We start from the raw sequence: 19184 nt of genomic DNA on the forward strand, positions 1-19184 counted from the left end.
TCACGCGGACGCCTGCGCTTCATGCGCGACCAGCCCGGCGCGTTGTTCCAGCACCCCGACCAGATGCGCCACGTCGCCCAATGCGGGACTGTGCGGGAACAACTTGGCCAGCGAATCGAAGCCGGCCATCGCCTCCGCCACGCTTTCGTCACGGCGGACCGATCCGGCCATCATGTCGCCGAAGGCCTGGGTCAGGAACACGCGCGAATGGCGCGCCAGCGTGCGGGTATCGTCCAGCATGTTGAGCACCAGCGCGGTGCGCTCCAGTTCCATCAGCGGGATGTCCGGATCGACATGGACGAGTGCCGCCAGCGCGGCGGGGCGGGGCACCAGCGGCACCACATGCAGCGCGGCATGCGGCATCAGCAGCTGGCGCAGCGCACGGTCGTGCGCCGCGATGTCCGCGACGATCACCTTGTCCGTGGGGAAGGGCTGCGCGCCCGGCTGCCGCAGCAGCTGCCGGAAGGCGGCGGAACGGCCCAGCTCCTCGCCATCGAACAGCTCGACCCCGGCCACGACGATCTCGTCGCCGGAGGGATCGCCGGCCTTCACCAGCGGCTGGTCCGGCAGCAGGCCGAAGAACAGTTTCAGGGTGGCCTGGTACGTGAAGTCGATCGCGACGGTGTCATGGCCGCGCGCCGCCAGCTCCATGGCGCAATGCGCCGCCAGGAAGGTGTTGCCGACGCCGCCCTTGGGCGAATGAAACAGGATCAGGCTCATGAGTCGCGCTCGATCCCGCGGGCGCCCAGCTGTCCGAAGAAGGCACGTACCTGCGGGTCGTCAGCTGCGGCCGCGGGACGGGGTGGGGATGGTGGTGAGTACGGGATCGCCGGCCCGGCGTCCGCCTTGCCGCCAGCTGGCGGCGGTGCTGCCTTGATGCGCTGCTGCGCATCGGCGGTACGGCGGCGCTGGTCCAGCGGGGTCGACGCCTCGCCCACGATCCGGCGATCCTGCAGCAGGGCTTCGAAAATGGGCCACATCTCCATGTCGCCCAGCGGATCGCTGAATTCGCGGTATCGCAGGTCCTGCCGGCCGAGCCTGTCGAGCAGACTGCTGACGTCGTTCCGTATCGCCACGTCGAAAAACCCCTCTGGCCCCGATAGCGGCGATCACGGCCGCAGATGCTTTGCGACAGGTGTCAGCCTGGCTGCGACGAACCGCAACCGACTGTCTTGTGCATACAATCGGGACCATGGGGCAGCAGGGTTATCAGAAGGTTACCGGGACGCTGGTGGTAACCCGGCGAAACGACCGATCAGGCGTTGCCGACGACCAGACAGGCCAGCGCCACCAGCAGTCCGGCAAACCGGTTGGACCGGAAGCGCGCCAGCGGATTGGCGGCATCGTCCGCCTGCAGTGTCGCGACCTGCCAGCCCAGATGCGCCGCCGCCGGAACGATCGCCAGCACCGCCAGCCAGTCGCCCCTGAGCAGCCAGAACGCGGTGCCCCAGCCAGCTACCGCCAGTGCATAGCAGGCCCAGACCCCGCCGCGCACCCGCGTGCCCAAGGTCAGCGCGCTGGAGCGGATGCCGACCATCGCGTCATCCTCCCGATCCTGCAGCGCGTAGATCGTGTCGTAGCCGATGCACCAGAAGATGCTGCCGACATACAGGGCGGCCAGCACCTCCGGCCGGTCACCGCGCAGCGCCATCCAGCCGACCGGCGCGCCCCAGGTGAACACCAGCCCCAGCCAGGCCTGCGGCCAGCCGGTGATCCGCTTCATGAAGGGGTAGGCGGCGACCAGGAACAGGCTGCCCAGCGCCACCAGCTGCGCCTGCCAACGCAACTGGAACAGCACCAGCAGCCCGACCGCGCACAGCGCCAGCAGCCACGTCCAAGCCGCCTTCACGCTGACCCGCCCGCTGGCAACGGGGCGCGCGGCGGTGCGGGCCACCTGCCGGTCCAGATCGGCATCGACGATGTCGTTATACACGCATCCCGCGCCGCGCATGGCGATGGCGCCCAGCAGCAGCCAGCCGATCAGCAGCGGCTGCAACCCCGTGCCCGTCAGCCACACGCCCCAGGCGCAGGGCCAGAACAGCAGCCACCAGCCGATCGGCCGGTCGAACCGGGCCAGCAACGCCAGGTCGCGTGGGCGCTGCGGCAGGCGGGCGACCAGGCCGCGATGCTGGCTGTCGGGGGTGAGGACGGTGTCGGCCATGACTTGCCTCCTAACCAGACGGACCGCTAGTGCCTAGCCATGCCTGCCACCCCCGCCTGGCCGCCGCGCAGCGCGCCCCGCCTGTTCGTGCCCGAGCCCCTGTCGGCCGGAACCGCCATCACCATCGCCGAGGCGCAGGTGCATTACCTGCTGCGGGTCATGCGCGTCGGTCCCGGCGATGCCGTGGTGCTGTGCGACGATGTGACCGGCGAATGGGCGGCCGAGGTGACGGAGGCGGGCAAGAGGGCGCTGGTCCTGACCCCGCGCCAGTTGCTGCGTCCCCGCGAACAGGTGCCCGATTTCTGGTTGTGCCCGGCCTTGCTGAAGAAGGACCGGTTCGACCTGCTGCTGGAAAAAGCGACGGAACTGGGGGTGCGGGCCATCCACCCGGTGCTGGCGCGCCGCTGCGTGGCGGACAGGCTCAACCCCGATCGTGCCCGCGCGCAGGTGATGGAGGCGGCCGAGCAGTGCGCCCGTACCGCGCTGCCCCGGCTGGCTGCAGTGGCGAAGCTGGACGCCCTGCTGCGCGACTGGCCGGCGGACCGCGCGCTGTTCTTCGCGGACGAGGCGGGCGGGGCAGCGGCACAGGCCAGCTTTGCCGCCCATCCGGGCCCGGCCGGGCTGCTTACCGGGCCGGAAGGGGGTTGGGACGATGCCGAGCGCGCCGCGATCCGCGCGCACCCGCAGGCGCGGCCGATCACGCTGGGTCCGCGCATCCTGCGCGGCGAGACCGCGGCGATTGCCGCCACCGCATTGTGGATGGGGATCGCGGGCGATTGGTGAGCCGCCGCTTTATCGCTGGCGCGCGGGAAGGCTTGTCAGTAACGGCGCGAACATGAGCACGCGCACCGCGACCCAGGCCGCCGAACCCATCATTGAAAGCCGCGCCGATCTGGTCGCCCCGATGCAAAAGGGCGAGAAGCCGAAGGCGGACTGGCGCATCGGCACCGAGCATGAGAAGCTGGTCTACAACCGGGCCGACCATCACGCGCCGTCCTATGCCGAACCCGGCGGCATCCGCGACCTGCTGCTGGCGCTGGACCGCTTCGACTGGCACCCGATCGAGGAAAACGGCCAGGTCATCGCCATGGGCGGGGCCGACGGGACCGTCAGCCTGGAACCGGCGGGCCAGCTGGAACTGTCGGGCGCGCCGCTGGAAAACCTGCACCAGACCTGCGCGGAAACGGGCCGGCACCTGACACAGGTGAAGGCCATCGGCGACGAAACCGGCACCGGCTTTCTCGGCCTCGGCATGTGGCCGGACAAGCGGCGGGACGAGCTGCCGATCATGCCCAAGGGCCGGTACGAGATCATGCTGCGGCACATGCCCTGCGTGGGCACGATGGGCCTCGACATGATGCTGCGCACCTGCACGATCCAGGTCAACCTAGATTACGGGTCCGAAGCCGACATGGCCAAGAAGTTCCGTACCAGCCTCGCCTTGCAGCCGCTGGCCACGGCGCTGTTCGCCAATTCGCCGTTTACCGAGAGCCAGCCCAACGGCTTCCTGTCCTATCGCAGCCATATCTGGTCGGACACCGATCCTCATCGCACCGGGATGATCCCCTTCGTGTTCGACGAGGATTTCGGTTACGAACGCTATGTCGACTACATGCTCGACGTGCCGATGTATTTCGTGTTTCGCGACGGGCGCTACATCGATGCCGCCGGGCAGAGCTTCCGCGACTTCCTGGATGGCCGCCTGCCTGCGCTGCCGGGCGAGAAGCCGACCGCCAGCGACTGGTGGGACCACCTCAGCACCGCCTTTCCCGAAGTGCGGCTGAAGAGCTTTCTGGAAATGCGCGGCGCCGATGGTGGCCCGTGGAACCGCATCTGCGCACTGCCTGCCTTCTGGGTCGGGCTGCTGTATGATGACGCGGCGCTGGATGCCGCGTGGGATCTGGTGAAGGGCTGGTCGATGGAGGAGCGCGAGGCACTGCGCACGGCCGTGCCACGCCAGGCGCTGGATGCGCCGGTGCCCGGCAATCGCCGCCTGCTGGACCTCGCCCGCGAGATCTTGCCGATCGCCCGAGCCGGGCTGGTCGCCCGCAATCGCCTGAACGCCAGCGGCGACAGCGAGGCCGGCTTCCTGGAGCCGCTGGAGGAGATCGTCGCCAGCGGCAAGGTGCCGGCCCAGCGCCTGCTCGACAAGTTCCATGGCGAATGGAACGGCGACATCAGCCGCGTCTACGAGGACAGCTTCTGACGCCTGCTCCGGCGCGCGTCTCACACGGAATCTTTACCTCTCCGCCATAAACCCGGTGCCCAGTCGTCCCTTGCGGACCCGGTGCCGGAGTATGTGTGATGGCGAGCCTGCCCGAACTGCAGCCAGAAAGTGATGCCGATCGCCGCGCAGTGCCGCGGACCGGCCTGTGGCTGGGGGTCACGCTGTTCGCGGCCGATGGCGGCGCGGCGATCCCCGCCGCCATCCAGAACCTGTCCGTCACCGGCTTTCTGGCGCAGCTGGCCGACGGTGCCGACGCGCCTGCCGAACTGGAGGTTGCCCTGCGCGACGGGCGCCGGCGCCGGGCCCAGATCGTGTGGCGCGGCGGCGCGACCGTCGGCTGCAACTTTACCGAACCGCTCACCCGCGCGGATCTCAGCGCCGCCCGGCTGCGCAGCGAGATCCGCCAGCTGGAGGAGGAGCGCGGCCTGCCCCTGCTGCCGAACGCGCCCGCGCCGGCGATGCGGCCGGTGGCCAGCGACGATCATGACTGGCTGGTCGAGGCGGAGACCCGCGCGCCGGAGAAATGGCCGTTGCGCCGGCGCCTGCTGTTCATCGCAGCGGCGGCGGTGCTGCCCTGGGCGGCCATCGGCGGGGCAGTGCTGGCCTTGATCTGAGCGCCCTCACTCCGCTGCCAGCAGCAGCTCCTCCGCGGCGACCAGGTCCACGCTGACCAGGCGGCTGACCCCGCGCTCCACCATGGTCACCCCGAACAAGCGGTGCATCCGGCTCATGGTCACGGCATTGTGCGTGACGATCAGGTAGCGCGTGGCGGTCTCGCGCACCATCGCGTCCAGCAGGTCGCAGAACCGGTCGATATTGGCATCGTCCAGCGGGGCATCCACCTCGTCCAGCACGCAGATCGGCGCCGGATTGGTCAGGAACAGCGCGAAGATCAGCGCCACCGCGGTCAGCGCCTGCTCCCCGCCCGACAGCAGCGTCAGCGATTGCAGGCGCTTGCCCGGCGGCTGCGCATAGATCTCCAGCCCGGCCTCCAGCGGATCGTCGGCATCGATCAGCGCCAGATTGGCCTGCCCGCCCTGGAACAGCTGCGTGAACAGCCGGCGGAAATGGCCATCCACCTGCTCGAACGCGGCCCGCAGCCGTTCCCGCCCTTCACGGTTGAGGCTGCCGATGGAACCACGCAGGCGGCTGACCGCCTCCAGCAGCTCCGCCTGCTCGGCCGCGCCGGTGCCCTGTTCGGCCTCCGCTGCGGCCAGTTCGTCCGCCGCCACCAGATTGACCGGGCCGATGCGCTCGCGCTCTGCCGTCAGCCGGTCCAGATCCGTACCCTGCGCGTCCGCTGCCCCGACATCGGCAGCCGCGAAGTCGAACCGCTGGGTCAGCACCGGGGGCGGGCAGCCGAAGCGTTCGCCGGCGCTGCGGGCCAGTTCCACCCGCCGCGCATCGGCGCTCTCTGCCCGCGCCGCGGCCCCGGCGCGTGCCTCGCGCGCACCGGCCAGCGCATCATTGGCATCGGCCAGCGCCTTGTCGGCGGCTGCTGCTGCGGCAGTGACCTGGGCCAGCACCGCCTCCGCCTCGCGCAAGCGCGCGCTCAGCCGGTCGCGCACGGCCTCGCCTGCCTCCAGTTCGCGCGCCAGCGCGGGCGGCTTGGCGGCGATCACCGCGCGTTCCTCGGCAATCTCGGCGAAGCGGCGCTCCATGCCGGCCAGCCGCTTGGCCGCATCCCCAGCACGCGCCTGCCAGCCGCGGATGTCGGCGCGCCCTGCCGCCGCCCGCTCCCGCCCGACCGCCAGCGCCTGGTCATGGGCGGCCAGCGCGGCGGCGGCGGATTGCAGGCCGGTGCGCGCCGCGTCGTAGCGGGTGCGCGCTGCCTCCAGCGCGGCGCGCCCGGTCGCGGGATCGGGCAAGGCCGCGCGCCGCTGCGCTGCGGCGGTCAGTTCGGTATCCGCCTGCGTCTGGCGGCCGGCAAGCTCCTCCTCCGCACGCGCCAGTTCCGCCAACCGTCCGGCGGTGCGTTCCCGCGCCGCCTCCGCCTGATCGCGCCGGCGCAGGGCCGCACGCTCCGCCTCCGCCGCCTCGCCGACCCCACGTTCGGCGGCGACCAGCTGGCGTTGCAAGTCGCTCAGTTCCGCCGCAGTGGCGCGCTGCTCGGCCTCCGCACCATCCGCGGCTGCCCGCAACGGCGGCAGCGCGGCATCGAGCTCCAGCCAGCGGTTCTCCGCCTCCAGCCGCGCCGCTTCCGCCGCACCTTCGCCGCGAGCGACGAAACCGTCCCAGCGGCGCAAGCGACCCTCCAGCGTCACCAGCCATTCGCCCGGTTCCAGCGCGCGACCGTTATCCCGCTCCGTCACCTGCACCAGCGCCAGCCGGGCGGCGAGTTCGGCCGGAGCATCGGGCACATGGGCTGCCAGGCTGTCTGCCACCCGCTCGGGCACCGCCGCCCCGGTCCAGAACCGTCCTTCGCCATCGCCGGCTGTGCCCAGCAAGGCCCGCGCATCGCGTCCCAGCACGGCGGCGAGCGCGCGTTCATAGCCGGGCGCCGCGCGCACGCGGTCCAGCGCGGTGGGCAATCCGCCGGGACCCCTGGCGGTCTGCTTGGCCCGCGCGGTCCGGTCACGCTGCAGCGCCTGCCATTCGCGGTCCACGCCGGCCAGCTCGGCTCGTGCAGCGGACAGGGCGGCGGCGGCGCGGTCCCCCGCATGGCGCAACTCCTCCTTGCGCGCCTGCATGCCCGTCAGCTCGTCGCGGCGCATGGCCAGCAGCGTGGCCGCCTGTTCCACCGCGGCACCGGCCGCTGCAAAGGCCTCGGCCTCGGCCGTTGCGGAGGGGAGGGCAGCATGGTGTCCGGCCAGCCGGTCAGCTTCCGTCGCCAGCCGCCCGACCTGCGCCTGCGCCTGCGCCAGCGCGGCTCCGGCCACACGCCACTCCGCCTCTACGCCGGCATGGTCGGCCAGCGCCTGCGCCTGTGCCAGCTCGGCGGCGCGGGCGGCAGCTTCGGCCTGCTCCGCCGCGCGGGCCAGGGCGGGCCGGCGCGCCTCGTCCGCCGCCAGGCCTTCCTGCGCGGTGGCCAGTTCGCCTTCCAGCCGGGTCAGCGCCGCGGCGGCGTCGCGGGTCAGGCGGTCGGCGTCGCCGCGATCCTCCTCCAGCCGGGCGGCCTGCCGGTCCAGGTCGGCCAGCCGTTGCTCCGCGGCCTCCAGCTGGCTGGCGAGTGCGGCCATGCGGTGCCCCTGCGCCGTCGCCTCGTCCCGCCGGTCGGCCACCGTCTCGCGCGCGGTGGCGAGCTGCTCGGCCGCCATGCGCTGCGCCGCCTGTGCTGCGTCCAGCTGCTGCTGCACTTCGGCGGCGCGTGCCTCTGCTCCGGCCGCGTCCGCGCGCGCGGTGTCCGCTGCCGCGGCGGCATCGCGCCAGCGGGCAAACAGCAGTCGCGCCTCGGCCAGCCGGATTGCATCGCTCAGCGTACGGTACCGCTCCGCCTGCCGGGCCTGCCGGCGCAGCGCCGCGATGCGGCTGTCCAGTCCGGCCAGCAGGTCCTGCAACCGGGCGAGGTTCGTTTCCGTCTGGCGCAGGCGGTTCTCGGCATCGCGGCGGCGCACATGCAGGCCGGCGATCCCCGCCGCCTCTTCCAGCATCATGCGCCGTTCCGCCGGCTTGGCGGCGATGATCCCGGCGATGCGCCCCTGGCTGACCAGGGCAGGGGAGTGGGCGCCGGTGGCGGCATCGGCGAAGACCAGCGCCACATCCTTGGCCCGCACGTCGCGGCCGTTCACGCGATAGGCGCTGCCTGCGCCACGCTCGATCCGGCGGGTCACCTCCAGCGGCTCGCCGTCACCCGCCTGCGCCTGCAGCAGCACCTCGGCGAAGTCGCGCGGCGGGCGCTGTGCGGTGCCGGCGAAGATCACGTCCTCCATGCCGCCCGACCGCATGCTCTTGGGCGAGTTCTCGCCCATGACCCAGCGGATCGCCTCCAGCAGGTTCGACTTGCCGCAGCCATTGGGGCCGACGACACCCGTCAGCCCCGGCTCTATCACCAGCTCCGCCGGCTCGACAAAGCTCTTGAACCCGCTGAGCTTCAGCCGGCGGATCAGCATGGAGGTGTTAGCGGGCGCCGGCGCGCTGCAGCGCGGCCTGCACCCCTTCCCAGCTGGTGCCGTCGACGCGGGCGCCGTTCAGGAAGAAGGTGGGGGTGCCGGTCACGCCCAGTCGTTCCGACTGCTCGTTAGAATTCTGCGCGATGGTCTGTGCCACCTGCTCGTTGCCCAGGCATTGCAGCGCCTGCTCGCGCGCGATGCCGCGGGCGGCGAAGAAGTCGATCAGGCCGGCGCTCTCCGCCACGCGCTGCAACCGCTGCGGGCCGGTCGACTGCATCGCCGCCTCGACGGCCGGGCCGTTGGCCTGCGCCGTCTGGATGATCTCGGCAAAGCTGGCCCATGCCTGCTTGGTCAGCGGATGGAACGCGGCCGGCTCCCCGCTGCAGCGGACCAGCACGGCGATGGCCAGGTCCAGCCCGTCATGGATCTGGTTGCGCAGTTCGTAGCTGACGCGACCGCTGGCGATGTACTCGTCCATCGGGGCCGCAGCCTCGGCAGCGAAGTCGGCGCAGTGCGAGCAGGTGTGGCTGGCATATTCCACCAGCTTCAGCGGCGCATTCGGGTTGCCCACCACGAAGCCCCCTTCCGGCGTGGCAGCGGCCGTCTCGGTCCAGCTCTGGCCAGCCGGGGCCGGTGCAGCGGCAATCGCCTCGCCGCTGGGCAGGGCAGCCGGGGTGTCGCCCTCGTTCGATCCGCAGGCGGTCAGGGCAAGGGCCACAGGGGCCAGCAGGGCGAGATGGCGGGCGGCGATCATAGAACGGTTCCTCAAGGTTCGGCGGCAGGTCATTGCCCGCGATAGCGTGCGGCCAGCTGCCATTCCAGCCCCGCCCAGTCATGCGTACCGGTCAGCACGGTACCGTTCAGCGCGAAGCTGGGCGTACCGGTGATGCCGGGCACCTTCCAGCCGGCGTCCGACGCCTCGGCCAGGCGCGTGGCGAGGCCCTGGTCGGCCAGGCAGCGGTCGGCCGCCACACGGTTGATCCCGCGCCGCTCGGCAATGGCGTACAGCGCCACATCGCTGGCGATTGCCCGCCGCTTGGCGGCATCGGTCCCGGTGGTCCAGCGCGCGCGCTGCGCTGCGGTGGCGTTCGTCGCGCGGGGTAGCCAGTCGGGCTGCGCCCGCATGAAGGCGGCATGGTTCTGCGGGATGCGCGCAGGCGCGCCGCAATTCACCAGCATGGCCACGGTCAGGTCGACCGGATCGCGGATCAGGTGGCGGATCTCCACCTTCAGCCGGCCCGGCGCCAAATAGCCCGCCTGCAACGCGCCCTCGCTCTCGCGGGAAAAGGCGCCACAATGGGGACAGGTATAGCTGACATATTCGGTCAGGGTGACGGGCGCGGCCGGATTGCCGACCGTATGGCCGCCCGGCTGCACGCTGACCGTACCCGGCGCATTGCCGGTGGCAGCAACCGTAACCAGCGCAGCCAGTGCGACGCCCAGAGCTTGCAGCATGCGGGTCGGCTTCATCGCACCTGTCCTTCCGTCTCGTTGCGGGCAGACAGGCTGCGCGCCAGGGATTCCAGCACCGCCAGCAGTTCCGGATCGCCCACATCCCGCAGGCTCTCGCCCATTTCGGCCGAGATCGGCTTCAGCGATGGCGGCGCGGTGCTGGCGGCCGCAGGTCTGGCGGAGGCGGGGATCGCACCCTGCCGCAGCTTGACCCGCGCGACCGCGCGATAGCCGAAGAAGCGGTTCACCCGCTCCACGATTTCGGGCACCAGATGCTGGATGATCGGCGCATGGGCCGGCACCACCACCAGCTGCAGCACGCCCTCGGTCTTCTCGCCCATGGGAAAACGGATCGATTCGGGCCGGCAGACCCGCGCATGGCGCTCGCCCACGATCTCCGGCCAGCGCGTGACCACGCTCGCCTGCACGAAGCCGAAGCGGCGAAAGGCCGCGCGGCCGATCTGCGGCACCAGGTCGGATACCGGACGCGCCGGCCCGCCCCGCGCGCGTTCGGGTTCCTTGCGAGTGCCCGTCTTCGAGGGGGTCCTGGGGGTCTTGGCTTTGCGTTCCGTCACGCCCGTTGCCATGCCATAGGCGCGGGATGGATGATAGGGCCGCCGCATTGCTCCACTGGTATGACGCGCATGCACGCGCGCTGCCCTGGCGCATCGCGCCGGGATCGGCGGAGCGGGCCGATCCCTACCGGGTTTGGCTGTCCGAGGTCATGCTGCAGCAGACCACCGTGGCGGCGGTGCGGCCCTATTTCGCACGCTTCACCGCGCGCTGGCCCGATGTCGCCGCACTGGCCGCAGCGCCGGCGGAGGCGGTCATGGCCGATTGGGCGGGCCTCGGCTACTACTCGCGCGCCCGCAACCTGCATGCCTGCGCGCAGCTCGTGGCGGCCCTCGGTGCCTTTCCCGACACCGAAGCGGCGCTGCGTCGCCTGCCGGGCATCGGCGACTACACGGCCGCCGCGATCGCCGCGATCGCCTTCGGCCGGCGCGCGGTGGTGGTGGATGCCAATGTCGAGCGGGTCGTTGCCCGCCTCGCCAACATCGCCACGCCGCTGCCGCAGGCTCGCCCGCTGATCCGCGCCGCGACCGACGCGATCACGCCGGCGACACGGGCTGGCGACTTCGCGCAAGGGATGATGGATCTTGGCGCCACGATCTGCCTTCCGCGCAATCCCCGCTGCCTGCTGTGCCCGCTGGCCGACGGCTGCCTGGCGCGGGCCGAAGGGCGGCAGGAGGCGCTGCCCGTCAAGGCGCCGAAGAAGGCCAAGCCCCAGCGCAAGGGTGCCGCGTTCTGGATCCAGCGGGCCGGTGCGGTGCTGCTGGTGCAGCGGCCGGGCACCGGGTTGCTCGGTGGAATGCGTGCGTTGCCGGATGACGGGTGGAGCGCGGCGGGCGACGGCAGCGGCATCAGGCCGCTCGCAGGCGACTGGCGCATGCTGGGGGTGGTGCGCCACGGCTTCACCCACTTCGACCTGGAACTGACGGTCCATGCCCTCACCGTCAGCGGCGCGGCGCCGATGGATGGCGCATGGGTGCCGCTGGGCGAGGCGGAGCAGGCCGGCCTGCCGACCCTGTTCCGCAAGGCGGTGGCGTTGGGCCTAGATGATGCCGCCGCCGATCATCAGCCGCAGCGCGGCCAGCACCAGCACGACCAGGCAGAAATTGCGTCCGCCGTTCTTGCGCGACAGGGCACCGACCACCGCGCCGGTGATCGCGATCGGCAGGACCAGCCAGTTGCCCCAGCCAAGGAAGGGGATGGTTGAAGGGATCGCCAGCAACAGGGCGAACAGGCCGATCAGGAAAGCAAGGATGTTCATGGTGTGTTACGTAGGCACCACACACGATCGGCGCAAGCTTGCCGGGTGGCTGCACGCTGCTACTCTACGTGGGAATGGGTGAAGGATGGCGACCGTGGAACTGATGCTGGATCGCCGCGCCCTGCTGGCCCGCGGCGCGGGCGCCGGTGCGCTGGCCCTGCTGGGCGGGGCCTCGACGGCGCTGCTGGCGCAGGATGCCGGCTCCCTCGGCGGGCTGGAGCAGCTGGCCGAAAGCTATGTGGCCCAGCGCAAGGTCGCCAACATGGTGATCGCCATCGGCCAGGGGCAGCAGCCCTCCGCTATGATCGCCCGCGGCACGCTGGGCTTCATCAGCCGCACGCCTGTCGATGCCGACACGCTGTACCGCATCTATTCCATGACCAAGCCGGTCACGGGGATGGCCGCGATGATGCTGGTGGACGATGGCCGCATCGCACTGGATCAGCCGGTCGCCGACATCCTGCCCGCCTTTGCCCGGCTGCAGGTGCAGAAGCAGCCCGATGGCGAAATCACGCCCGACAATCTGGAGGCGGCCGTCCGCCCGCTGACCATGCGCCACCTGCTGACGCATACGGGCGGCCTCGGCTATTCGATCGTGCAGCAGGGCCCGCTGGCCGCCGCCTATCGTGAGAAGGGCCTGGTCCCGGCGCTGGTAAGCCGCGTGCAGGCACCGGGCAATTTCGCCGGCACGCCTGCCGCCAGCCTGGAAATCTTTGCCGACAATCTCGCCACCGTGCCGCTGGTCCACCAGCCGGGCGAGCGGTGGAGCTACAGCGTCGGGCTCGACCTGATGGGTCGGGTGATCGAGGTGGTCACCGGCATGCCGTTCGACCGCTTCCTGCAGGAACGGATCTTCGACCCCTGCGGCATGGCCAGCACCGGGTTCCAGGTGCGCCAGGAGGATATCGGCCGCCTGACCGACAATTACCTCATCGCCGGCGAGACCCTGGTGCCGATCGATCTGGCGGCGAACTCGATCTACCTGGACCAGCCGCCATTCCCGTTCGGCGGGGCAGGGCTGGTGTCCACGCCGCGCGACTATGACCGGTTCCTGCAGATGATCGTCGGCTTCGGCCAGATCGACGGGCGCCGGGTGATGAGCGAGGCGGCGGTGCGGCTCGCGACGTCGGACCTGCTGCCGGACACGCTGGCGGCCGACAGCGGCTTCAACCTCGACGGCAAGCCCGCGGGCTTTGGCGCAGGCGGAGCCGTCGGGCGGGGCGCGCAGGCGGGGCTGTATGGGTGGTCGGGCGCCGCCGGCACGTTCGGCTTCGTGCATACGGGGCAGGGCGTGCGTGCCTCGCTCTTCTCCCAGTTCATGCCCGGCGGACAGTATCGCCTGCAAGGTCAGTTCCTGGCTGAAGTCGCCCGCAGCACCGGCGTGCCTCTCGGATGAGGCACGCGGCAGGCGCGATCGGTTTTGCCGGATCGCCGATCGATCGCGCCGATGCGCTGCGGACCGATCCGGCGCGGCTCGCGGCGCTGATCGCCGGCGGCACGGCGCTGCTGCTGGATCTGGACGGGTTGGCACCGCGGACCGATGCGGCCGGCGCGCTTCGCTGGCGTTCGCCTGACCTTGCGGCGGCGGAGCTGGTGTTCCTCGGCCTGCTTGACGGGCGCCCGCGCTTCGCCGCCGTTCCGTTGCACGGCGATGCCGATCCGGTGCTGGCGCGACAGACCTTGTGGGATGCCATCGAGCGCCTGCCATCGGCCGATCTGGCGCTGTATGGCGGTGCGCGATCCATGCTGGACTGGCATGCACGCCATCGCTTCTGCGCCAACTGCGGGGCATCGACGCTTATCGCGAAGGGCGGCTGGCAGCGTAATTGCGATACGTGCGGCGCCAGCCACTTCCCGCGTACTGATCCCGTCGCGATCATGCTGGTGGAACATGATGGCAAGGATGGCCGCCGGCTGTTGCTCGGCCGGCAGGCGCGGTTTCCAGTCGGACGCTACTCGGCACTGGCCGGTTTCGTGGAACCGGGCGAGACGCTGGAGGAAGCCGTTGCGCGGGAGGTGCAGGAGGAAGCGGGCGTGACGGTGCGCGACGTGCGCTACCTGTTCAGTCAACCCTGGCCGTTTCCGTCACAGCTGATGCTGGCCTGTATCGGGCAGGCCGGCGATGATCGGCTGACGCTCGACGTTCAGGAGCTGGAGGATGCCCGCTGGTTCACCCGGGCAGAAGTGGCACAGGCGCTGGCAGGTGGCGACAATGCCGCCTTCGTTCCACCACCTGCGGCCGCCGTGGCCCGCACCATGTTGCAATGGTGGCTGGACCAGGACGGCTGAGGCGTCTCTCGACTCTCGCGATCAGCAAGGGTCAGCCGGGGTCATCGCTTCTAAGCTTGTCGATCGTCTTGGCACCTTTCAGCGCGTCCTGCGCCGGATTGTCGCTGCCGGTCACCGCAGTGGTGCCGTCCTCGTCACCCAGCGCCCGTTCCAGTTCCGCGCGGCTGCCCACGTCGGCGCGGAGGGCTCCGCGCGATCCGCTGGCCTGTCCGGACGTGCCGCCACCTTCGGTGATCTCGGCGATCAGGTCGTTGTCGGGATGGGGATTGCGTTCTGTCATGCTACTCTCTCCTCGCCGCATCAACGGGACAGCGCCCAGGGCCGTTCCGGTCACTCCCGCTCAGTCGAGCCCCAGCCGCGCCAGTTCGCGCAGCAGCTTGCCCGGCAGCACCGCGCCGGCCAGTTCGCCCGCGGCCAGATCGGCCGGCGCATCGGCCTCCTCCAGATAGCGCCAGCCCTGATGCGCCCGGCGGGCGCGCGGCTGAACCGCCACCAGCGGCATCGCCAGGCGGATCGCCCAGCGGCCGCCATCTTCCGGCTGGTCGAACCCTTCGATCAGGCTGCGGGCGACCAGCGTGTGATCCATGATCCAGAACAGCGATCCGCCCACCATCTCCTCATGGCGCTTGGGCAGGTACCGGGTGGTGGTATGGCCCGACACCTCCAGCCGCTGGCGCAGCACATCGATGGTGGGGCAGGCGAAGGCGACCTTCGTCATGTTGAGCGGCATGTGTCAGCAGATAGGGTGGCGAACTACCCGGTCAATCCGGTGGCGACCGCCAGCCCCAGAAAGGCGAAGAAGCCCATGGAATCTGTGATCATCGTCACGAAGACGCTGCTCGCCACCGCCGGATCCTGATCCAGCCGGTCGAACATTACCGGCACCACGACGCCCGCCATGCCGGCGGTCAAGATGTTGATTACGACTGCCAGCGCGATCACGCCCCCCAGTTGCGGCGTGAACACCAGCGCTGTCGCCAGCCCGACCAGCACCGCCACCGTGACGCCGTTCATCAGTGCCACCTTCATCTCGCGGGTCAGGATGCGGCGGGTGTTGGATTGCGTCAGCTGGTTGGTGGCGATGGCCCGGACCGTCACCGCCATGGTCTGGGTGCCGGCATTGCCGCCGATGCTGGCTACCACCGGCATCAGCACCGCCAACGCCACCAGCTGCTCGATCGCGGCGCCGAATGCATGGATGATCAGGCTGGCGATCACCGCAGTGCCCAGATTGGCGATCAGCCAGCGGACCCGCGCGGAGTAGGTCTCGCGCAGCGGCTCGTTGATGTCGCCTTCACCGGCGCCCGACATCAGCAGCGCATCCTCGCCCGCTTCTTCCTGGATGATGTGGACGATGTCGTCGACCGTCAGCTGGCCAACCAGCCGGCCGCCCTCGTCCACCACCGCGGCGCTGATCAGGCCGTACTTCTGGAACCGGAGCGCGACCTCCTCCTGGTCCATCGCCACCGGGATCAGCGTCTGTTCGCGCTTCATGACATCGGCCAGCGCGACATGGCGCGGGCTGCGCAGCACCCAGGACAGCTGGCAGGTACCGACCGGGCGATGCCGATGATCGACGATGAAGATTTCCCAGAACTCGGTGGTCAGCTCCTCCCGCTCGCGCAGATAGTCGATCAGGTCGCCCACGCTCATATGTTCGGGCACGGCGACCAGCTCGCGCTGCATCAGGCGGCCGGCGGATTCCTCGGGATATGCGAGCGCGCTCTCGATCGCGGCGCGGTCTTCGGGGTCCAGCTCGGCCAGGACGGCACGCTGGTCCTCCGGCTGCAGATCCTCGATCAGCTGGACGGCATCGTCGGTGTCCAGCTGTTCGGCTATGGTGGCGACGGCGGCGGCGGGCAGCGCCTCCATCATCTCGTCGCGGACGTAATCGTTCAGCTCGGCGATGACCTCGCCGGTCATCAGGTCGGTGATCGCCGCCGCCAGGGCGTAGCGTTCCGGCTTCTCCAGCAGTTCCAGCAGGTCGGCGATGTCGGCCGGGTGCAGCGGCTCCACCAGTTCGTAGGCGCGGCCGGTATCGCCCTCCTTCACCGCATCGCGCACCGCATCGACAAAGGCCGGCTTCAGCCGGTTGTCCTCGTCCAGCTGCTCGCCATCCTCCCGCGACGGAAAGTCCTGCAGCAGGGCGGTATCGTCCGGGTCAGCCATGGCCGGGGTCTATGCGCGCCCGCCACAAAAGCAAGCGCGTGACTTCGCGGGAGGGCACCCTATATGCCGCGCCGAACCTCAATGGGAGCAGATTGCATGGCCGACACCCTGACCTTCACCCTCGACACCGGCGATGGCGAGGCGCGCGACGTCGTCATCAAGCTGCGCCCCGACCTGGCGCCCGGCCATGTGGAACGCATCACCGAGCTGGTGAATGCCGGCTTCTACGACGGCGTGGTGTTCCACCGCGTGATCGACGGCTTCATGGCGCAGGGCGGCGATCCCAGTGGCACCGGCATGGGCGGCAGCGACAAGCCTGACCTGAAGGCGGAATTCAGTGCGGAGCCGCATGTCCGCGGCGTCTGCTCCATGGCCCGCACCAGCGCGCCCAACAGCGCGAACAGCCAGTTCTTCATCTGCCTGGATGATGCCCGTTTCCTGGACAAGCAGTACACCGTCTGGGGCGTGGTCGAGAGCGGCATGGAGAATGTGGACGCGCTGCCCAAGGGCGAGCCGCCGCGCAATCCGGGCAAGATCGCCAAGGCGACGATTTCCTGACCGTGACTATCCGGCCGGCCGGGCTCCTCGCGGGCCCGGTCGGCGGGTTCTACAGCCCCGCGGCGACCACCCAGTCGTGGAAGATCCGCACCGGCCGGCTTTCCAGATCGGCCGGGCGGCAGACAAAGAAATAGCTGTAGGGGCTGGGCACCGGCGTGTCGAACAGGCCCGCCAGCCGCGGATCGTTCAGCCGCTTGGTGTAATCGTCGTTCAGGATGGCGATGCCCAGCCCTTGGGCCGCCGCCTCCAGGATCAGCTGCCCGGAATCGTAATGGTCGATGGCGTTCGGGTGCAGATCGCTCAGACCGAAGGCATTCTTCCACGCGCCGAAGCTCAGCGGCATTTCCGTGTGCACCAGGAAGGTCTGCTGCGACAGATCCTCGATCGTGGGCGAGGGGCCGAGCTCCTCCGCGAGCGCCTTGCTGCAGATGGCGTGCACCGTGTTCTTGCTCAGCTCCACCCGGTACAGCCCCTTGGGCGGTTCGGTGCTGAGCAGGATCGCGGCATCCAGCGTGTCGCCCACCCGGTCGATCGGGTCGGGCCCGGTGTCGATGTCGATGTGCAGCCGCGGGTGATTGGCGCGCAGTTCGGGCAGGCGGGGGAACAGCCGTTGCGTGCCGAACAGCGGCAGCACGCCGATGCGCAGGCGCAGCAGCTGCAGGTTCTCCGACTGGGACTCCACCGCCACCGCCAGCGATTCCAGATGCGGCGCGACCGCGTCGTAGAAGGCGCGGCCTTCGTCGGTCAGGCGCATGACCTGGCCGCTGCGGCTGAACAGCTTCTTGCCCGTGAAATCCTCCAGGTTCGCGACCCGGCGGGACAGCGCACTGGGGCTGAGGCTGAGTTCGTCTGCCGCCGCCCGGGCCGAGCCGAGACGGACCACGCGCACAAACGCTTCCAGCGCTCTCAGGGGGGGGAGACGACGCATGAGTTCACTGTTCTAAATTATGCAACCTGTGTCGAGTTCTTTCTCGCAGGTGCAGCATGAAGCGAGGCGTGGATCAGCCGGGCTCCGCCTCCACCAGCTCCGGCTCCGGCTCGTGCAGGCGCAGGCGGGTCACGCGGGTCTCGTCACCCGCCGTCACCTCGATCCGCCAGCCGCTGGCGTGGGTGACCACGGTGCCCGGCGGCGGGACATGTTCCGCCAGCACCACGGCTAGGCCCCCGATCGTATCGATTGATTCTTCCACCTCCGCGATCCGCGGATCGCCCACCGCCTTGGCAACGTCGTCCAGTTCCGCACGGGCATCGGCGTCCCACATGCCGGCGCCGATCGGCACGATCAGTTCGACGGGCGCGTCATCATGTTCGTCCTCGATATCGCCGACGATCTCCTCCACCAGATCCTCGATCGTGATGATGCCGTCGGTGCCCGAAAACTCGTCCACCACGATGGCGAGGTGCGTGCGGCTGGCGCGCATGTCGGCCAGAACATCCAGCGCACCGCGGGCCTGCGGCACGTAGAGCGGCTGGCGCATCAGCACGGTCCAGTCGGGCGGCGGGGTGCGGCCGGCCGCGAGGTAGCCGAACACGTCCTTGATGTGGATCATGCCGATCACCCGGTCCAGCGTCTCCCGGTAGACGGGCAGCCGGGAATGGCCGTGTTCCGCAAACAGCGCCACCAGATCGGCCCAGGTTGCATCGGCGGAGATGGCGATGATCTCGCCCCGGGGGATGGCGACGTCATCCGCGTCATGCTCGCTGAAATGGAGCAGGTTGCGCAGCATCACCAGCTCGACCGACGTCAGGTCGTTGCCGGCCCCTTCGCCGCTGGCATTTTCATCCTCCGCCTCGCTGATCGCTTCCTCGATCTGCGCGCGCAGGGTGAGTTCGCTGTCCTCGTCGAAGAAGCTGCGGATGGCGTGCCACAGCCCGCGTCTACTGTCCGCGTCTCCGGCGGACGTGTTGGAAGGTTCGGGCATTGCCCCGGTCAGTTCCCTTGCTGGTCCGGCACCATCGCCGGGACGGCCCCATATGGGTCCGCGATACCAAGTCCGGCAAGCGCCTTTGTTTCCAGCGCCTCCATCGCTTCGGCCTCCGCATCGCCGGTCTCGTGATCGTGGCCGGCCAGGTGCAGCAGGCCGTGGACGATCAGGTGGGCGGCATGATGGTCGAGCGGGATGCCCTTGTCGGCCGCCTCCCGCCGGCAGGTCTCGAACGCGAGCGCGATGTCGCCCAGCAATTCGGGCGGACCGTCCGGCGCGAGGTCCAGCAGGTCATCGCGTTCCAGCATGGGGAAGGACAGCACGTTGGTCGGCTTGTCCCGGTCCCGCCATTCGCGGTTCAGCGCGTGCACCTCCGCATCGGAGGTGAACAGCAGGCTGGCGGACAGGCGTTCGTTCGCCAGCTCCGGCGCCACATCGGCCACCGCCGCCGCCGCCCGCTCGGCCAGCGCCGGCCAGTCGGCGGCCGGCCAGGGCTCCTCCACGTCGATCTCCAGCTCCACCG

General features: G+C 70.1%; 20 protein-coding genes. 7 read left to right on the top strand and 13 right to left on the bottom strand.

Going from position 1 to position 19184, the window contains the following annotated elements:
* The 3 genes from PK98_RS01630 to ubiA form a co-directional block, all read right to left on the bottom strand.
* A complete protein-coding gene (locus tag PK98_RS01630) occupies window positions 1–720 on the bottom strand; it encodes a ParA family protein (RefSeq protein WP_039093790.1) in 720 nt (239 codons plus the stop codon).
* Window positions 717–1076: a hypothetical protein gene (locus tag PK98_RS15865; protein WP_052207876.1), complete on the bottom strand. Its 360-nt coding sequence runs from the start codon at window positions 1074–1076 to the stop codon at window positions 717–719. Before PK98_RS15865 ends, PK98_RS01630 begins: the two co-directional genes overlap by 4 nt.
* Window positions 1077–1255: 179 nt before the next feature.
* A complete protein-coding gene (ubiA, locus tag PK98_RS01640; protein ID WP_039093792.1) occupies window positions 1256–2161 on the bottom strand; it encodes a 4-hydroxybenzoate octaprenyltransferase in 906 nt (301 codons plus the stop codon).
* A gap of 39 nt (window positions 2162–2200) precedes the next feature.
* Between ubiA and PK98_RS01645 the strand changes: the two genes are divergently transcribed.
* From PK98_RS01645 to PK98_RS01655, 3 genes are all read left to right on the top strand, one after another.
* Entirely contained in the window at window positions 2201–2944 is a 744-nt protein-coding gene (locus PK98_RS01645; protein ID WP_039093794.1) for a 16S rRNA (uracil(1498)-N(3))-methyltransferase, read from the top strand.
* A 52-nt stretch (window positions 2945–2996) separates the two neighbouring features.
* Entirely contained in the window at window positions 2997–4367 is a 1371-nt protein-coding gene (locus tag PK98_RS01650; protein WP_039093796.1) for a glutamate--cysteine ligase, read from the top strand.
* Between the two features lie 98 nt (window positions 4368–4465).
* Window positions 4466–5002 carry a hypothetical protein gene (locus PK98_RS01655; RefSeq protein WP_039093798.1) on the top strand — a complete coding sequence of 179 codons (537 nt, stop codon included), beginning with the start codon at window positions 4466–4468 and terminating at the stop codon, window positions 5000–5002.
* 6 nt (window positions 5003–5008) lie between these two features.
* Here the strand turns inward: PK98_RS01655 and PK98_RS01660 are convergent, their stop codons facing one another.
* Genes PK98_RS01660 through PK98_RS01675 form a run of 4 tightly spaced genes read right to left on the bottom strand, consistent with a single transcriptional unit; the run spans window position 5009 to window position 10476 of the window.
* The gene (locus PK98_RS01660; protein WP_039093800.1) at window positions 5009–8437 is read right to left on the bottom strand and encodes a chromosome segregation SMC family protein; all 3429 of its coding nucleotides are present in this window, start codon (window positions 8435–8437) and stop codon (window positions 5009–5011) included.
* A 7-nt stretch (window positions 8438–8444) separates the two neighbouring features.
* Complete coding sequence (locus PK98_RS01665; RefSeq protein ID WP_039093802.1) at window positions 8445–9191, bottom strand: thioredoxin domain-containing protein; 747 nt, start codon at window positions 9189–9191, stop codon at window positions 8445–8447.
* A gap of 29 nt (window positions 9192–9220) precedes the next feature.
* Entirely contained in the window at window positions 9221–9907 is a 687-nt protein-coding gene (locus PK98_RS01670) for a DsbA family protein (RefSeq protein WP_039093804.1), read from the bottom strand.
* Window positions 9904–10476, bottom strand: coding sequence for a DUF721 domain-containing protein (locus PK98_RS01675; protein ID WP_039096098.1), 573 nt, complete (start codon window positions 10474–10476; stop codon window positions 9904–9906). Before PK98_RS01675 ends, PK98_RS01670 begins: the two co-directional genes overlap by 4 nt.
* Window positions 10477–10490: 14 nt before the next feature.
* Between PK98_RS01675 and PK98_RS01680 the strand changes: the two genes are divergently transcribed.
* From PK98_RS01680 to nudC, 3 genes are all read left to right on the top strand, one after another.
* The gene (locus PK98_RS01680) at window positions 10491–11666 is read left to right on the top strand and encodes an A/G-specific adenine glycosylase (protein ID WP_081995989.1); all 1176 of its coding nucleotides are present in this window, start codon (window positions 10491–10493) and stop codon (window positions 11664–11666) included.
* 139 nt (window positions 11667–11805) lie between these two features.
* Window positions 11806–13116: a serine hydrolase domain-containing protein gene (locus PK98_RS01685; protein WP_039093805.1), complete on the top strand. Its 1311-nt coding sequence runs from the start codon at window positions 11806–11808 to the stop codon at window positions 13114–13116.
* Entirely contained in the window at window positions 13113–14009 is an 897-nt protein-coding gene (gene nudC / locus PK98_RS01690) for an NAD(+) diphosphatase (RefSeq protein WP_039093807.1), read from the top strand. Before PK98_RS01685 ends, nudC begins: the two co-directional genes overlap by 4 nt.
* A 31-nt stretch (window positions 14010–14040) precedes the next feature.
* Here nudC and PK98_RS01695 read toward each other — a convergent pair whose 3' ends face one another.
* The 3 genes from PK98_RS01695 to mgtE are packed head-to-tail and all read right to left on the bottom strand — an operon-like array spanning window position 14041 to window position 16178.
* Entirely contained in the window at window positions 14041–14289 is a 249-nt protein-coding gene (locus tag PK98_RS01695) for a hypothetical protein (protein WP_039093809.1), read from the bottom strand.
* Between the two features lie 60 nt (window positions 14290–14349).
* On the bottom strand, window positions 14350–14739 hold the full coding sequence (locus tag PK98_RS01700) for a DUF1489 family protein (RefSeq protein ID WP_039093811.1): 390 nt from the start codon (window positions 14737–14739) through the stop codon (window positions 14350–14352).
* 23 nt (window positions 14740–14762) lie between these two features.
* The gene (mgtE, locus tag PK98_RS01705; RefSeq protein WP_039093813.1) at window positions 14763–16178 is read right to left on the bottom strand and encodes a magnesium transporter; all 1416 of its coding nucleotides are present in this window, start codon (window positions 16176–16178) and stop codon (window positions 14763–14765) included.
* A gap of 96 nt (window positions 16179–16274) precedes the next feature.
* Here mgtE and PK98_RS01710 point away from each other — a divergent pair, with 96 nt between their 5' ends.
* Entirely contained in the window at window positions 16275–16736 is a 462-nt protein-coding gene (locus tag PK98_RS01710) for a peptidylprolyl isomerase (protein WP_039093815.1), read from the top strand.
* Window positions 16737–16785: 49 nt separating this feature from the next.
* Here the strand turns inward: PK98_RS01710 and PK98_RS01715 are convergent, their stop codons facing one another.
* The 3 genes from PK98_RS01715 to ybeY form a co-directional block, all read right to left on the bottom strand.
* On the bottom strand, window positions 16786–17664 hold the full coding sequence (locus tag PK98_RS01715; RefSeq protein ID WP_081995990.1) for a LysR substrate-binding domain-containing protein: 879 nt from the start codon (window positions 17662–17664) through the stop codon (window positions 16786–16788).
* A 73-nt stretch (window positions 17665–17737) separates the two neighbouring features.
* Window positions 17738–18658, bottom strand: a complete 921-nt coding sequence (locus PK98_RS01720; protein ID WP_039093819.1) for a hemolysin family protein — start codon at window positions 18656–18658, stop codon at window positions 17738–17740.
* 8 nt (window positions 18659–18666) lie between these two features.
* Window positions 18667–19182: an rRNA maturation RNase YbeY gene (gene ybeY, locus PK98_RS01725; RefSeq protein WP_052207880.1), complete on the bottom strand. Its 516-nt coding sequence runs from the start codon at window positions 19180–19182 to the stop codon at window positions 18667–18669.
* Window positions 19183–19184: the final 2 nt, after the last annotated feature.

This window comes from Croceibacterium mercuriale, from assembly GCF_000802385.1.
Taxonomy (GTDB): Bacteria; Pseudomonadota; Alphaproteobacteria; order Sphingomonadales; family Sphingomonadaceae; genus Croceibacterium; species Croceibacterium mercuriale.

Bases quoted from the DNA above. Each gene is read 5' to 3' on its own strand.
- PK98_RS01630 (WP_039093790.1), bottom strand. From the start codon at position 720: ATGAGCCTGATCCTGTTTCATTCGCCCAAGGGCGGCGTCGGCAACACC.
- ubiA (WP_039093792.1), bottom strand. From the start codon at position 2,161: ATGGCCGACACCGTCCTCACCCCCGACAGCCAGCATCGCGGCCTGGTC.
- PK98_RS01645 (WP_039093794.1), top strand. From the start codon at position 2,201: ATGCCTGCCACCCCCGCCTGGCCGCCGCGCAGCGCGCCCCGCCTGTTC.
- PK98_RS01650 (WP_039093796.1), top strand. From the start codon at position 2,997: ATGAGCACGCGCACCGCGACCCAGGCCGCCGAACCCATCATTGAAAGC.
- PK98_RS01655 (WP_039093798.1), top strand. From the start codon at position 4,466: ATGGCGAGCCTGCCCGAACTGCAGCCAGAAAGTGATGCCGATCGCCGC.
- PK98_RS01660 (WP_039093800.1), bottom strand. From the start codon at position 8,437: ATGCTGATCCGCCGGCTGAAGCTCAGCGGGTTCAAGAGCTTTGTCGAG.
- PK98_RS01665 (WP_039093802.1), bottom strand. From the start codon at position 9,191: ATGATCGCCGCCCGCCATCTCGCCCTGCTGGCCCCTGTGGCCCTTGCC.
- PK98_RS01670 (WP_039093804.1), bottom strand. From the start codon at position 9,907: ATGAAGCCGACCCGCATGCTGCAAGCTCTGGGCGTCGCACTGGCTGCG.
- PK98_RS01675 (WP_039096098.1), bottom strand. From the start codon at position 10,476: ATGGCAACGGGCGTGACGGAACGCAAAGCCAAGACCCCCAGGACCCCC.
- PK98_RS01680 (WP_081995989.1), top strand. From the start codon at position 10,491: ATGGATGATAGGGCCGCCGCATTGCTCCACTGGTATGACGCGCATGCA.
- PK98_RS01685 (WP_039093805.1), top strand. From the start codon at position 11,806: ATGGCGACCGTGGAACTGATGCTGGATCGCCGCGCCCTGCTGGCCCGC.
- nudC (WP_039093807.1), top strand. From the start codon at position 13,113: ATGAGGCACGCGGCAGGCGCGATCGGTTTTGCCGGATCGCCGATCGAT.
- PK98_RS01695 (WP_039093809.1), bottom strand. From the start codon at position 14,289: ATGACAGAACGCAATCCCCATCCCGACAACGACCTGATCGCCGAGATC.
- PK98_RS01700 (WP_039093811.1), bottom strand. From the start codon at position 14,739: ATGCCGCTCAACATGACGAAGGTCGCCTTCGCCTGCCCCACCATCGAT.
- mgtE (WP_039093813.1), bottom strand. From the start codon at position 16,178: ATGGCTGACCCGGACGATACCGCCCTGCTGCAGGACTTTCCGTCGCGG.
- PK98_RS01710 (WP_039093815.1), top strand. From the start codon at position 16,275: ATGGCCGACACCCTGACCTTCACCCTCGACACCGGCGATGGCGAGGCG.
- PK98_RS01715 (WP_081995990.1), bottom strand. From the start codon at position 17,664: ATGCGTCGTCTCCCCCCCCTGAGAGCGCTGGAAGCGTTTGTGCGCGTG.
- PK98_RS01720 (WP_039093819.1), bottom strand. From the start codon at position 18,658: ATGCCCGAACCTTCCAACACGTCCGCCGGAGACGCGGACAGTAGACGC.